This window comes from Paenibacillus sp. J22TS3 (assembly GCF_018403205.1).
Lineage (GTDB): Bacteria > Bacillota > Bacilli > Paenibacillales > Paenibacillaceae > Fontibacillus > Fontibacillus tuaregi.
In genome coordinates, this window is the sequence record NZ_BOSF01000001.1 from 677,593 (window position 1) to 691,402 (window position 13,810).

The window sequence follows — 13,810 nt, forward strand, 5'->3', positions numbered from 1 at the left end:
CCCTCGTATCGTATCATTTTAGAACAGACAGGTCAATTTAGGGTATGCAGCTGCCCTCCAGTTTATCAATCAAATTGCATTGATCACTTTCTCGGAGACAAGCTCGTATTCTTTGCTCTTGGCCTGCTTCATATAAAATTTAATTGTATATTTGCCGGCACTCTTGAAATCATAGGTGTAATCGTTCGTTCTAAACCAGAAATTATCCTTTTGGTCCTTGCCAAGCTCCTGGGACTGGATCGCTTTCTCCGAGCCGTCCGGGCCAACAATAGACACTTTCACCGAGCTTATATCCACTTTCAGGCTGTCCACCTGACAGAACACATTAAATTTCAGTTTCCCTACACTCACCTTACCAAAAGGTGTGTCCCCTTTAAAAACAAAAAGGTCCACATTAGGCTGTGTAAAGTTAACCCGCTTGGTCGCATCGTCAAAATCAATGATCCCATTTAATTCTCTAACGGGAACATAGGCCTTGCCATCGATCATGTATCCCCCGTCTGACACATCACTTCCGTTAATAATCAGACGGATCTTCTGGATGGCCGCATCCGCATAGATTAAAGTTCCTCCCAAGAGGGAAAAAGCCAGGACCATTGAAGCCACTCTTTTCCATCTCATATACTAACTGTCCCTCCTCCATATCTTGTTGCCTGTATAGTTATACTTAGGAAAATCGTCCAAGTTGCGGTCCTATTTTGAAGAAGAACTTCTTTTGGCGGCTTGGTTTAATCCCTGCTCCCATGTTAAAGTATGGGAAGAGATCAGTATAAAGGAGATGCCTATGGGACTAAGGATACAGATGCTTGGTACAGGCGGTGCTTTTGCCAAAAAGTATTACAACAATAACGCCCTGCTCTACACAGGTTCACATACCCTGCTTATCGATTGTGGTGTTACGGCACCAGCCTCCTTGTATCAGCTTGGCAAGACCTGGGCGGACATCGATGCCGTCCTGATTACGCATATTCATGCGGATCATGTTGGCGGGCTTGAGGAGTACGCATTTCAGATGAAGTATATCTACCAGAGGAAGCCTGTTCTTTATATTGCAGAATCCCTTGTCGGGCCGATTTGGGAGTATACGCTAAAGGGTGGGCTATCCCAGGACGGTATTGAGCGGCTGGAGGACGCTTTTGAGGTCAGACCACTTCGGGAAGGGACCACCACGACGATTGACGAGGCGCTGCAGGTTGAAATTATTAAGACCCCGCACATTGAAGGAAAAAACAGCTATTCACTTTATCTGAATGGCGAGATTTTCTATAGCGCGGATATGCGCTTCCAGCCGGAGCTTCTTGAGGATCTGGTTACCCGCCGGTCCTGCAGGAAAATTCTCCATGAAGTGCAGCTGATCGGCACCGGTTATGTGCATACCACCCTGGATGAGCTGTTGTCTCTCCCGCCTGAAATCCAGTCACGGATCAGCCTCATGCACTACGATGATGTTATGGAAGAGTTTATTGGGAGGACGGGCAGCATGGAGTTCCTGCGTCAGCACGAGGTCTATGATTTATAGATATAAGGCCTTGCCTTAAGCCGCCAATAATCTGCGGTGAGCTTCTAGCGGAGCGTGTTGGCAGCTTGGCACGCGAGGAGGAGAGGAGCTAACTGCTCCTTCAAGAGGGATGGAAGCTCCTCTTAGGCATATCAGGGACCTGCAGTTGCGGCTTATACAGGCCCATCAGATTAGCTTACGGGGTGATAGCAATACATAATCCAAGTTAAACTGCTCACTCCCGAGGCGGGATGTACGAACACAACAAAGAGGCTGCCCATAAGGACAGCCTCTTTGAGTTGTTGCTATTATCCTATTAGAAGGTTGGCAGGGCATCGAGGTTGTTCGTAGGATCGCCATCGGCATCTCCACGCAGGTAAGTCCCGCCGTCTTTGCCCTTAAACGCGTTTACTCCGGCAATGGCTCCCGCCTGGACTTCCCTCAGTGCCTCTTCATAATTCAGCACCCGTCCGCTCGAAGTTTTGAACGAGGTCAGGTCCCCATCTCCGTTTCTTTGTACGGCTACAAACACTTCTCTTGCTGATTCAGGCATGATAAACCGATCTCCCTTCTGCAATCATTGTCTTTGTAGTCTTGCATATGATAGGATCACCGGATTTCCGCCGAAATATTACAGCTTCTTCTCCATCCGCACATGAAGAATTCCCGCATCATAGAATGTCTCCGTGGAAACGGTGTGATAGCCAAGCTTGGCATAGAACGGCTCAGCCTGACACTGGGCATCAAGCACTGCCTTATCAAAGCCAAGATCCCTGGCCATCTGCTCCAATGCCAGCATCAGAACCCGCCCAATTCCCTTGGAACGGAAGTCCTTGCGTACAGCAATCCGCTGAAGCTTGGCGGCATTATCTTTATAATACGTAATCCGTCCTGTCGCTGCGTAGCGGCCCTCCTCTTCAATCAGTACATGATGGGACTCAGGGCCAATCACATCGTACTCGTCGATCTCCAGGTCCTCAGGAACCTGCTGCTCCTGAACGAATACTTCCTTCCGGATATCAAGTCCATGGTTCAACTGCTCTTCGGTATGTACCGGTATGATGATGGCAGCCAATTCAGTCACCTCTTCTTAATATGTAATTGCAATTAAGTCGTAATTGGACCATTATAACAAAAATTCAGTTACAGCAAAATAACCAGGAAGCTCTGCGAAGGCTCCCTGGCTCAATTCGGACAGAATCATTTCCATAGCTTGCTGCATGGCAGAGGCTATTGAGCAACCTCAATCCGAGGAATAAACCTCCTCCAACACTGAGGGATTGTAGACGTCCTCGGATACGGGAGTATCCGGGACAGGGAACAGCGAGGCTCCCGGCTTGCCAATTTCAAATAATGGCTCCAAGCCACAGCCTGCCAACAGCGTAGTAATCATTAAAGCACCAAGGCTTATTTTGCAGATGAACCTAGCCATCTTCCACATAGAGCAGCCCTCCAGGGTAGTAATAATTCCCTAGCTTAACCAATCAGCCAAAGTTATATTCCCCCCCCATTGACAGGTGCTTTCTAGCCTGCTAAGATATTATTTACTTACATTATTTTTTTGATCTGCTAGCTCAGCTGGGAGAGCACCATCTTGACAGGGTGGGGGTCAGTGGTTCGAGCCCACTGCAGATCATACTTCCTTATAAAACAAGGGTTTTCGGCTGATTTTAACCATTCAAATAAATGGTGGTCAATCGAAAACACTATTTCAACTAAGGATACCACTATTCTATTGTTTCAATTAACAATAGAACGGTGGTATTTTTATGTTGTTAAAATTCGCTTTAAATGAGTTCAGGAATGACCGTGAGTATCGTAACCTTTCCCCTCGTACTATCACCAGTTACCTGGCAGCCCTTGAAGAATTCCATCAATTTTGTGTTCAGAATGAAATAGTAAATCTTGAGGACTGCACTGCTTCCCTTGTCAAAAATTATCTTGTTCATTGTGGCAAGAATCGCAAAAACAATTCAACCACTGTACACTGTAAACAGTAAACTTCACATCCTAAAAATCTTCTTTAACTACTTTGAATATGAAATAGATCTGTTCACTCCTAAAACAAACCCAACGAAAAAAATCCCCTATGCCAAAGAGGAAATCAAAATTGAAGTATTTTCAGATGAACAGATTAAGCAGATGCTTAACTATTACAAACGCTTAAAGCACCGTGATAAAACGCTTTACGCCTATCGTGATTATTTTCTAATCATCTTCTTCCTTGGTTCGGCGTGTAGACTTGGTGAAGCGGTTAACTTACGCTGGATGGATGTTGATCTTAACAATCAAGTCATAACTGTAACTGGTAAGAAAAGAGTTGCCAGCAGTATCCCAATGACCGACAAGTTAAAGATGGAATTTTAGAATACAAACTATTTTGCGAGCTACTTCGCTCCTTTTTAAAACAGGACTACGAGCGACCATACGGAGTTTACGGTTAGATACACATCAAATATTTGCATTGTGTGTAAATATATAAATGAACATTTTAACAAGTAATAGTTCAGTTAGACCACAATCTATATGTTTTGTAATTCTATATACCTATGTGGATGTTGGTGGTAATATATATAAAAACCAACTGGAGGAATTAGAAGTGAAGAAAATACTGATTTTGTTAGTGTTAATTTTTGTGGCTAGCGGTACTTTGTCTGTGAGGACTAACGCTTCGTCAATTTATGAACTATCAACAACTAGTAGTTTAATTGAAAATGTATCGATTAAAACAATGGATGGATACTTTGCTTCCTCATCCGGTCTTGAATATGATGAAGGTGCGATACTTATTACTTTAACATCGCAAGCAGAATACGAATTGTTTAAAGGAATGTCAGTTGACGATAAGAAAAGGGTTATGAACATGCTTGCTCAATCCAATTGGGGTGATTATTTAGGTGCTAGCGTATGTTACATTCTGGTAATATACAATGATAACGTATATGCGGTTGGCAAAACCACTTATAACGCCGATGATTCATCTATCTCTCTACAGAATTTTGAACAAGGAAGTTTAAACCTAACACCATGGAAAAAAGAACCTACTAATGCAGATAATTCTAAAGTTAAATCAATCAGCATTAAAGATACTGGGGTGATTATAAAATATAATACAATGCTTCCAGCAGCACAAGTTTTCAAAAACTTAGGTGGAAGTATTCAATTAAATAACAAAACAAAGGATATTACATTTAAGTATAGTGACACTACAATCAACTCAAAACTTAATTCCAAATACATAAAGATCAATAACGCTAAGAGTTCGTATGCAGTTGCTCCACAAATCATTGATGGTAAATTAATGGTTCCGTTGCAATTGTTAAAAGATCTCTTTAATGTGACCGTTACAGTTAATAAGGGTGAATATGGCTACGATTCAACTTATATAAAATCAGTAACTCTGTTATCTGATACCGCTAAACTCACAGTTCCGGTCAATGATCTCTATGAATCCTATAAAAGTTATTATGGCAAAACAGCCTGGATACACAATCCACAGGTTGTAGTAAAAAATTTATCCGGTAAATCTGTGGATGAGCAGGTTAAAAATCTTGCCCAAGTTATGATAACAAAAGTAGAAAGAAAAATAGATGACGGAAATGTGTTGAATGTTTATTTTGTTCATAAGGGAAAAACCTACAAAGTAAATATAGAGCAATCTGATTTCAAATTCGTATTTTACACAGTTAGTCCATACAAACAATACAAATATTCACAACATGATTGGAAGCAAATAGAGGATATGACTATAAGTGTTGGGATGACTTCTGATATGGTTTACTTATCTTGGGGAATATATGACCGTCACAGTAAGGATATCTTTTCATGGGGAACTAGTGATATGTGGGTATACGAACGATCTATTGGCGGTAATAAATACTTATTCTTTGTGAATGATGTCTTGCAATCAATTTCTACATACTAAATGTTTTTCTAAATGACCTACCTTCGGGTAGGTTATTTCTTTGCCTATAATCACACATAAAGGAAAAATCTAAATGAAATATATAGAACGTCTGCAACTTGAAACGAAGGGAATTACATTCTCTCCCAATGAACTATCCATTTCCCTAGCAGAAGAAGGAATAACAAATCCTGCAACAGAGTATGGTGTTTCCTCAATAGGTGATAAACGTAAAATTTATTCAGCGGCATTATCTATTTTGAACAGTGTTGCAAATAATCCCTTACTGATGAAGTCGTATAAAGAGGATGATATTTCTGTTTCTGACTTTAAACCGAATCAATCCAGAATAGAATTAACCAACTAGAACGCAAAATCCGCACCATGACAATATCAATCGGAATCCTCTAATACATTTATGTTGTTTCATCGTTAAGGGGGTGACGTTATGAAATATCTTTTTCAAAACAATACAGACGATTTTACTTTCCTGCTCGATCAATTGGGTAATGATGTTTTAATTAATGACAGCATAATACGGGCTTTTTCACTAATGCGAATCTTGAACAAAACTATGATGATCGCCGCCTTACTTCCCTATCACCATTTAACCGTGGTGATATTGTTTTTATGACAGAAAAAAGTATCTAATAATTTCAGAAGTAAATGAAAAACGCTACAACAAATACAAGGGTATCATGCGCCTTCTTCCCCATCGTATCGTTGTTAATTCAGATAGTAGATTCTACACTCTGGATTGCTATATTAATATAACAAATCTAGGTATTACAACTGGTAAGGTACTAACACTGGCAGATGGGGAGATTACTGTAAATTGCAGTAACTTAAAAATGGATTCTAACCTTAAATTAGTTGCTAGGTTCCTGCTAAATGGTCAGGCATGGAAATTAACTGGAATTGATGACTTCAGCAAGCCAGGAACGGCTGCTTTAACCTGTGCAAAAGATTCAATCACACAAACAGATGATTTAATCAAAGGTGTGACCCGAGCTATTTATGCAGATAACAAGACAGGTACAACGACATTTGCAAAGATAACCAATCAAACGGGAACATCCTGTATTGTGTCAGGTGAGGCTATCGGATATATTCAATTGAAGGCAACTTTAGTTAATGATCCATCTGTTTATTCATGGCAGAGGAGTCAGGTAAAGAGTATGATTTAGACCACCAATCACAGGAAATTTTAGCGACCACTTTACATTTTTTTGATTGACCAGCTTATAATAAAAATTAATGAAATAATTGAATAGTGGTTACTGATTATGAACGCGGATGAATACTAACCCCCTCCCATATATAGGTTTACCCGTAAAAGCGCCAGGCTCTTTCGCCTGAACTCTGGCTGTTATTGAGACAGGAATAAAGAAAAAATGCTTAATATTAGTTTTTTCTTCATTATTTAACCCTCCTCAGATTCTATATTAAACATCATTTTGTAGTAATGCTAATGTCTCTTCAACGGCAACCACACACACGGAACTATTTACCTTTACCCTTCGTATTGTAAACAAAGGAGATAATCATATGCTGTTTCTGCTCGGCGTGGTTTTTTCTCGCTTTAGGCGTTCTTGCCATCTTGAAGCCGCCTGTAATTTGGTACTTAGATGAACGTTGGAAGGTAAAAGGAAATTTGAACCCAGTGATGCCTACATCAGGTTCACACAGTTTAGCGGGGCGGTGATAACAACCATCGGAATTCTATTTATGATCATTGGATTCTTCTACCTTCTTTAGATCGGCACAATCACGGTGGGGCCCCTTTCTGAGCAGAAGTATCATAAATAAGTTTAAGGAGGAGTCTTAATACAAAAGCTCATTAGCGCTGGCCTGGCCAGCAAAATGCTCATTATTTTAAATTTAATCATGCTTGTGCTGCACATTTTGATTCTCGCCGGATTAGTCCCTCAAAGTATGGTATGGGGAGGGCAGATAAAAGGCCAGGCGTCCCTTTATATTTTTGAAATCGTCGCGCTTGTCACAACCCTTCTTTTCATTGGCATTGTATCTTTGAAGGCCGGGTATATCAGTCCTGGAAAATGGAGAAAAGCAGCAGGCATCGGCTGTTGGCTTATGTTCGCTTATCTGGTTCTGAACATAGCAGGCAACCTGGCTTCATTTAACAGCTTGGAGAAATATATATTTACCCCCGTTGCAGTCGTTATGGCGGTGCTGGCCTTAAGGGTTGCCCTTGAGAAATCACCCGGATCTTAAGAACAAGGCTGCCCCTGAGGTTCTACTATATTTTCTGAACATAACGTATAATTCTCTCGTACCGCTCATAACTTATATAAAGAAGGTTCAATTGCTAGATTCACATGCAGCGGATTAGGTAAAAAGTCGTGATTTTAAAATTGCTATCAGGATAATAGTCTCTTCGGCCGAAAGTAATAGTAGAAGCACTTATTCTATTAACACTGGGGGCGTAATGATATGAATAACGAGACTTGTGTAGACTTGATTGAATTGAAAATGGCCGTGACACTTGAACATGAAGTTGTAATTAAGCTGACGAACGGCGACTTGATGTCGGGAACACCGAAATGGACCAAGAAATCGAACGAGGTTCAGCTTAGAACAGTTGATGGAGCCGTTAAAGTAGACCTGGAAGAGATCCAGCATGTCACCCGGATCATCCCTTTTAAGGCCTAATCCCCGAACGTAAATACTTATTAGAGGATTACTCATGACCCGCAGCAAACATTATAATAATTTTACATAAAGCGGGTTATTCCGCAGATGGTGGCTTCTAACGCAACTGACTTTGGGGGACAAACTGCTTGAAATTAGACATTGCAGACAACAAAGAAATCCCACTGGAACGACTCTTCTTCCTTCACGTAGGATAAGAATAAAAGAGTTGCTCTGGATGGGATTTTTTTACAGGTCTATTAGGGTATATTAGATACGGTTTGATGGTCGAGAGCGACTCTGAGCCTAACAAAGCTTATCTGCTCACGTCCCGGATTGGCAGAATTATTGTCCTCAAAAAAAGTGATGCCTTTGTAGGCACCACTTTTTTCTATTTCTCTGTTTTTGCCTTTTCCATAAAAGAGCGCAGCGCCTGCCGGTAAGCGTCGTCGGCGATCTTCTCCCTATCCTGGGAAGCTGCAGGCTTCGGGGCCGGGGATTCCTGCAGCCGTCTGATCGCTGCACGAAAGTCCTCGTCAGCCGAAGGTGAATTAGGCTCATTCAGCTTTCTTTCCTGCTTCTTCGCAGAGAGAGTCTCCTCTGTTGGAATATCCGCATAAGACTGCTCTATTCTCTCGCCAACAGCTTGATCTTGTACAGCCGGAGCAGCTTCTTCGTGATGAACAGATGAAACCCTAGGTGCAGGCTCAGGTGCCTGTACCGTCTCCGTCCCTGTCTTCGTCTCCATCCCAGTCTCCGGCACTGATACTGATGCTGGAACGCCCGTGTTCGCTACCGCTTCTTCTGGTGCGCCAGATTGCTTAGGTACAGCCGATCCGCTGCGAATATTGATCGAAACAAGAACCGCAATAATAATAATAGCTATAACCGCACATGTAATAATGATCGTCATGACTTTCCCCTCCTTATGCTACTTCACAAATTGGGCAGTCAATCCGGCAACCCGTTCTCCAAGTGCAAGGCCCAGCTGTCTTCCCTTGTCACTCAGCACCTCAGTACTATCAATCGGACAGGATACGCCTACTCCGTAATAGGATCCGTAAGTAGCATTATCCGGGATATTGCCGGGCAGTCCGGCAATGATCATCCCGTGGTGCAGCATTGGGGTCAGGAGGTTAAGCAGCGTGGCCTCAAGTCCCCCATGCTCGGTAGCGGTTGTACAGAATACCGCGCCTATTTTATTAATCAACCGTCCTTCGGCCCACAGGTATCCCAGCTTATCAATCCAATGCTTGAGTCCTGCGCTGATGGTGCCAAAGTGTCCGGGACATCCCCAGATAATGGCATCCATCCCAGCCAGCTCGTAAACGTCGGCTTCATCCACCGAATGAAGATGAACGTTAGCCCCACTTACACGGGCTGCCCCATCCGCAATCGCCTGGGCAAGCGCCTTCGTATGGCCGCCTTCTGAGTCATACACAATGTAAATATTCATGAATTAAACTCCCCTTTCACTGGCAAGGGTTTCTTTAGGTGCTGGAAGCATAAGCATTTCTCCGTTCTTCAGCTTTTTCTTCGCAAGACGGTCTTTGTCTTTTCTTACATCACGAAGGAAGAAGCTGAGCACCAGACCCGCCACGGAAATGATGGTCGCCCAGTAGAATGCGTCATTAATTCCCTGCACAGTGGACTCCAATTTGACTTGACCAGCTAACATGGTCACGGCCTGAGTCTTGGCCTGAGCTAACGGAATATGCAACTCTGTCGCAATCCTATTAACCAGCTCACCAAAGGACTGCATAAACGTAGGATTCGTTGTATCCATACGGTCTGTCATCGCAGCACCGTGGAACGTTGAACGGGTCGTAAAGATCGTTGTGATAACACTCGTACCAATCGAACCGCTGACCTGTCTAAGCGTGTTGGACATGGCCGTACCATGCTTATTCAAATCCCTTGGCAGCTGGTTCATCCCTGCCGTCATAATCGGCATCATCAGGAAGGACATGCCGAAGTAACGGATCATATACAGGATCAGAATGTAGCTGTAAGAGGTATCCAATGTAAGCTTCGTGAATTGGTACGTGGTCACAGTTGTAATGACCATACCAAGAATGGCTAGCGGACGAGGGCCCACCTTATCAAATAATATACCCGAAATCGGGGACATGATTAGCATAACGAGTGCCCCCGGCAGCATCAGAAGACCTGAATCCAGCGGCGTAATGCCACGCAGGTTCTGCAAGTAAATGGGAATCAGCAGCATCCCCGCATACATACTGGCAGTAACAAAAATATTAATAACATTGGACAGGGAGAAAATACCGAACCGAAACACACCCATGTTCAGCAGCGGCTTATCGGTCCGTATTTCCCAAATTACAAAGAAGGCTACAAGCACTGCCCCAATGATGATGCAGGTCAGTACCTCAGTATCGCCCCATCCCTTGGTGCCGGCTTCGCTAAGCCCGTACAGAAGCAAGCCTACACCGGCCAAGGAGGACAACGTGCCCATGTAGTCAAGTTTAATGATCTTCGGCTGCTCGATATTACGCATTTTGAAGAAAGCAATAATGAGTACGATAATTCCAAACGGAATCATCGATGAGAACAGAAGGTGCCAGTCATAGTTCTGAACGACCCACCCGGAAAGAGTCGGCCCGATCGCCGGGGCGAACATCATCGCAAGCCCAAAGATCCCCATCCCTTTCCCCCGCATTTCGGGAGGGAAAATAAACAGGATAACACTCATGACCAGAGGAGACAGTACCCCGCCTCCGACCGCTTGAATAAGCCGTCCGATTAACAGCATAGAGAAGCTTCCGGCAATCCCGCAGATTAAGGCTCCAAGCGTGAAGCAGAACATTGCCGCCAGAAACAGCAGTCTGACTCCGAACCGTTCAATCAGGAAGGCGGAAAGCGGGATAAGCACACCATTAACGAGCATGTAGCCTGTAAGCAGCCACTGGGCTGTATTGGTGGTGATTCCATATTCGTTCGTAATATGTGGCAGCGCCACATTAAGCAGGGTTTGATTCAATATTGCCAAGAACAAACCGATCATAAGCACAACGAGCAGCGGCAAATGCTGTCTGAAGCCGCCGCTGGCCGGTTTGTCTAGTTGTTGGTTGGTCGCCATCGTCTATCTCCTTTCTGCAGATCAAGTACCTCTGCGAATGGTTCCCTATTTCTTAGTAATGACGATTTCAGCGTTCATCCCAGGCAGTACATTTTTGGAATAGTTACTGATCGACACTTTGATTTGCACTTTTTGAGTGACTTTGGTGTAGCTGCCGCTAGTATTGCTGGTTGGCATAAGCGAGAATACGGAGTTGGTGGCATAACCGATCTGTTCCACACTCCCTTGGATTTTGGTGCCTGGATCACCGTCTACCACTACATCCACTTTGGAACCTACATCGATGTCTTTAATTTGGTCTTCATCCACATTCGCAACAACATAGAGATTCTTCATATCCACAATTTGACCAAGTGGAGTACCAGCTTGAACAAGCTGACCGTTGCGAGCCTGATTCTTAATTAAGGTTCCTCCCATTGGAGCCGTTACATTGACATTGGTAGTACCGCTGGCAACTTGACCAAGCGTTGCTTTTTCACTAACGACAGAACCCTCTTTCTGATTCCATCCGGATATCACACCGGTGGCTGGAGCAGATACAGGAACGATATCGGCAGCTACACGGGCATCCTCGGTTTTGATGTAGGTAACGCTTTGGTAATAGAAATAAGCACCACCCATAATTAACGCGGCAAGTACTACGATCCCTATAATATTGGTTAAAATAAGACGACCTTTCATAATTCTCTCGAACTCCCTCCAAAAATTTGTGTTATAATTACTTTACAATAAAGTAATTTGGAAATAAAGATACTTTAGCATAGAATGAATGAATGCACAATCCTTATTTTCAAAAAAATCATGAAACATTGCATAGGCTGTTACGTATAGAAGGTAGGCAGTTTGACAGGGGGCAATCAAGAATATGGAATCCGGCAAGATGGTTATTAAAGAAGTGGAGACAATGGAACATTTCATGGAGACCTTATACCGCTATAGGAACAAGCTGTACGACCAGCAATATAAGAAAAGAGATGACCGGCTCAATAATACCAAGGCGCGCATGCTGATGATTATTTACCGTGAAGAGCGGTCTATGGTGGTTAATATTTCAAGACAGCTTAACCTTTCCTCGGGGGCTACTACTATTATGCTGAACCAGCTCGAATCCGAGGGTTATGTCATCCGGGTAAGAAGCAACGACGACCGCAGGATTGTGTGGTTATCCCTTAGTGAGGAAGGAAAATGCCTGGCTAAGAAAATTATTGATTTTCGCAATTACTATGCGGCCGATCTGCTCGGGGTCCTATCGTCTGAGGAGCGTACCGAATTTATGGGCATTCTTAAGAAGATCGAACAGCGGATTGAAGAAAGACTGACCGAAGGACCTAAATAAAAATCCAACCAAAGCCCCTGATAAAGGGGCTTTTTTTGTGATTTTAGGAGGAACTTCCCGCTTTGGTGGGGAAATGTACTTAAGTAGAGAAATACAGAGGAGATATGGTGAATATGAAACCTGAACATCTGCTTAAGATCATCTTTGAATATACAACCAGAATTACCAATGAGCGCAACTTGGATACGGTGCTCACTCTCATGGCCGATATGGGCCGGGACATGATTGATGCGGACCGCTGTACAGTCTGGCTGATTGACCGCGTTCATGAAGAGTTATGGACCCGGGTGGCCCATGAAGTCGGTGAATTGAGAATCCCCCTGGATGCCGGATTAGTGGGCCATTCCATCTCCACAGGCGAGTCAGTTTTCATTAATGACGCCTACACAAATGAACAGTATAAGGAGGTACTCTCAACAGGGGCGCTGCGTACCGATCTGTTAACCGGTTACACAACCAAAGCGCTGATCGTTATACCGTTTCGCAGCAATGACGGGAAGATCATGGGCTGCTTCCAGGCGGTCAACAAAAACTCGAACGACGGAGCCTTCACCAAACAGGACTTGGAATACTTGACCCTCGCCGCTTCCTATTCCGGTAAATGTCTGGAGTCTGCGCTGCTAAGCCACGAAATTGAGGAAACCCAGAAAGAAATTATATTTACGATGGGCGAAATTGGAGAAAGCCGTTCCAAAGAAACCGGAAATCACGTTAAACGTGTGGCCGAGTATTCCAGCGTCATTGCCCGCGGGCTTGGCCTATCTTTTCATGATTCTGAAATACTGCGCATGGCTTCTCCTATGCATGATATCGGCAAGGTTGCCATTCCCGATGATATTCTCAACAATCCTGGCAAGCTGACTGAAGAAGAGTATGAGATTATGAAGACGCACGCTGAGATTGGCTACAACCTGCTCCGGAAGTCTTCCCGCCCTATTCTGCAGGCGGCGGCTATTGTGGCCTACCAGCACCATGAGAAGTGGGATGGTACCGGTTATCCTAGAGGTCTTCAGGGGGAACAGATTCACATTTATGGGCGAATTACTGCAATAGCAGACGTATTCGATGCGCTGGGCAGCCACCGGATTTACAAGGAGGCTTGGCCACTTGAGGATATTCTTAAGTATATCGAGTCTGAACGCGGCAAACATTTCGATCCCCGCGTGGTTGATGTGTTCATGGACCAACTTCCGGCCATCCTTCAGATTCGGTCAAGCTATTCCGATGTGAACCTGCGTTAAAAGACGATTCAATTCTAGATGATCGGGTTATCCTTACATATACCGGTTGTATCCGGAAGATTCTATAAGGGAATCTATA

Annotated in this window: 19 protein-coding genes and 1 tRNA gene; 12 read left to right on the forward strand and 8 right to left on the reverse strand. The window is 43.8% G+C overall.

Annotated features, from left to right (window positions below; genetic code table 11):
• Window positions 1-69: 69 nt before the first annotated feature.
• Window positions 70-621 carry a copper amine oxidase gene (locus tag KJS63_RS03205; RefSeq protein WP_068616693.1) on the reverse strand — a complete coding sequence of 184 codons (552 nt, stop codon included), beginning with the start codon at window positions 619-621 and terminating at the stop codon, window positions 70-72.
• Window positions 622-784: 163 nt separating this feature from the next.
• Here KJS63_RS03205 and KJS63_RS03210 point away from each other — a divergent pair, with 163 nt between their 5' ends.
• Window positions 785-1,519, forward strand: coding sequence for an MBL fold metallo-hydrolase (locus KJS63_RS03210; RefSeq protein ID WP_213617912.1), 735 nt, complete (start codon window positions 785-787; stop codon window positions 1,517-1,519).
• Between the two features lie 295 nt (window positions 1,520-1,814).
• Here the strand turns inward: KJS63_RS03210 and KJS63_RS03215 are convergent, their stop codons facing one another.
• The 3 genes from KJS63_RS03215 to KJS63_RS03225 form a co-directional block, all read right to left on the reverse strand.
• Complete coding sequence (locus KJS63_RS03215) at window positions 1,815-2,051, reverse strand: DUF3892 domain-containing protein (RefSeq protein ID WP_213617913.1); 237 nt, start codon at window positions 2,049-2,051, stop codon at window positions 1,815-1,817.
• A 78-nt stretch (window positions 2,052-2,129) separates the two neighbouring features.
• A complete protein-coding gene (locus KJS63_RS03220) occupies window positions 2,130-2,573 on the reverse strand; it encodes a GNAT family N-acetyltransferase (protein ID WP_213617914.1) in 444 nt (147 codons plus the stop codon).
• A gap of 168 nt (window positions 2,574-2,741) precedes the next feature.
• Window positions 2,742-2,939 (reverse strand): hypothetical protein, encoded by a 198-nt coding sequence (locus KJS63_RS03225; RefSeq protein WP_213617915.1) that lies wholly within the window; start codon window positions 2,937-2,939, stop codon window positions 2,742-2,744.
• A gap of 122 nt (window positions 2,940-3,061) precedes the next feature.
• On the opposite strand from KJS63_RS03225, the gene KJS63_RS03230 reads away from it, so the two are divergent.
• The 9 genes from KJS63_RS03230 (at window position 3,062) to KJS63_RS03265 (ending at window position 8,075) form a co-directional block, all read left to right on the forward strand.
• A tRNA-Val gene (locus KJS63_RS03230) sits at window positions 3,062-3,134 on the forward strand.
• 133 nt (window positions 3,135-3,267) lie between these two features.
• Window positions 3,268-3,498, forward strand: coding sequence for a site-specific integrase (locus tag KJS63_RS26545; RefSeq protein ID WP_213617916.1), 231 nt, complete (start codon window positions 3,268-3,270; stop codon window positions 3,496-3,498).
• Window positions 3,425-3,865 (forward strand): tyrosine-type recombinase/integrase, encoded by a 441-nt coding sequence (locus tag KJS63_RS03240; protein WP_213617917.1) that lies wholly within the window; start codon window positions 3,425-3,427, stop codon window positions 3,863-3,865. The genes KJS63_RS26545 and KJS63_RS03240 overlap by 74 nt, the downstream gene beginning before the upstream one ends.
• Before the next feature lie 232 nt (window positions 3,866-4,097).
• Window positions 4,098-5,423, forward strand: a complete 1,326-nt coding sequence (locus KJS63_RS03245) for a copper amine oxidase N-terminal domain-containing protein (protein WP_213617918.1) — start codon at window positions 4,098-4,100, stop codon at window positions 5,421-5,423.
• 73 nt (window positions 5,424-5,496) lie between these two features.
• Window positions 5,497-5,769 carry a hypothetical protein gene (locus tag KJS63_RS03250; RefSeq protein WP_244862473.1) on the forward strand — a complete coding sequence of 91 codons (273 nt, stop codon included), beginning with the start codon at window positions 5,497-5,499 and terminating at the stop codon, window positions 5,767-5,769.
• Between the two features lie 484 nt (window positions 5,770-6,253).
• Window positions 6,254-6,589, forward strand: a complete 336-nt coding sequence (locus tag KJS63_RS03255; protein WP_213617919.1) for a hypothetical protein — start codon at window positions 6,254-6,256, stop codon at window positions 6,587-6,589.
• A 448-nt stretch (window positions 6,590-7,037) separates the two neighbouring features.
• Complete coding sequence (locus KJS63_RS26630) at window positions 7,038-7,160, forward strand: DUF6199 family natural product biosynthesis protein (RefSeq protein WP_483874607.1); 123 nt, start codon at window positions 7,038-7,040, stop codon at window positions 7,158-7,160.
• A 105-nt stretch (window positions 7,161-7,265) separates the two neighbouring features.
• Window positions 7,266-7,637, forward strand: coding sequence for a hypothetical protein (locus KJS63_RS03260; RefSeq protein WP_213617920.1), 372 nt, complete (start codon window positions 7,266-7,268; stop codon window positions 7,635-7,637).
• A gap of 219 nt (window positions 7,638-7,856) precedes the next feature.
• The gene (locus tag KJS63_RS03265) at window positions 7,857-8,075 is read left to right on the forward strand and encodes a hypothetical protein (RefSeq protein ID WP_068616684.1); all 219 of its coding nucleotides are present in this window, start codon (window positions 7,857-7,859) and stop codon (window positions 8,073-8,075) included.
• Between the two features lie 370 nt (window positions 8,076-8,445).
• Here the strand turns inward: KJS63_RS03265 and KJS63_RS03270 are convergent, their stop codons facing one another.
• From KJS63_RS03270 to KJS63_RS03285, 4 genes are read right to left on the reverse strand one after another with little or no spacing between them, the layout of a single operon-like run.
• Window positions 8,446-8,967: a hypothetical protein gene (locus KJS63_RS03270; RefSeq protein WP_213617921.1), complete on the reverse strand. Its 522-nt coding sequence runs from the start codon at window positions 8,965-8,967 to the stop codon at window positions 8,446-8,448.
• An 18-nt stretch (window positions 8,968-8,985) separates the two neighbouring features.
• Window positions 8,986-9,510: an NAD(P)H-dependent oxidoreductase gene (locus KJS63_RS03275; RefSeq protein WP_213617922.1), complete on the reverse strand. Its 525-nt coding sequence runs from the start codon at window positions 9,508-9,510 to the stop codon at window positions 8,986-8,988.
• Window positions 9,511-9,513: 3 nt separating this feature from the next.
• Window positions 9,514-11,154, reverse strand: coding sequence for a DHA2 family efflux MFS transporter permease subunit (locus tag KJS63_RS03280; protein ID WP_213617923.1), 1,641 nt, complete (start codon window positions 11,152-11,154; stop codon window positions 9,514-9,516).
• Between the two features lie 45 nt (window positions 11,155-11,199).
• Window positions 11,200-11,838 (reverse strand): HlyD family secretion protein, encoded by a 639-nt coding sequence (locus KJS63_RS03285; protein ID WP_068616676.1) that lies wholly within the window; start codon window positions 11,836-11,838, stop codon window positions 11,200-11,202.
• A gap of 181 nt (window positions 11,839-12,019) precedes the next feature.
• On the opposite strand from KJS63_RS03285, the gene KJS63_RS03290 reads away from it, so the two are divergent.
• Together KJS63_RS03290 and KJS63_RS03295 are read left to right on the forward strand one after the other, a co-directional pair.
• Entirely contained in the window at window positions 12,020-12,490 is a 471-nt protein-coding gene (locus KJS63_RS03290; protein ID WP_068616674.1) for a MarR family winged helix-turn-helix transcriptional regulator, read from the forward strand.
• 113 nt (window positions 12,491-12,603) lie between these two features.
• Window positions 12,604-13,731 (forward strand): HD domain-containing phosphohydrolase, encoded by a 1,128-nt coding sequence (locus tag KJS63_RS03295; RefSeq protein WP_244862474.1) that lies wholly within the window; start codon window positions 12,604-12,606, stop codon window positions 13,729-13,731.
• The last annotated feature ends 79 nt before the right edge of the window (window positions 13,732-13,810 follow it).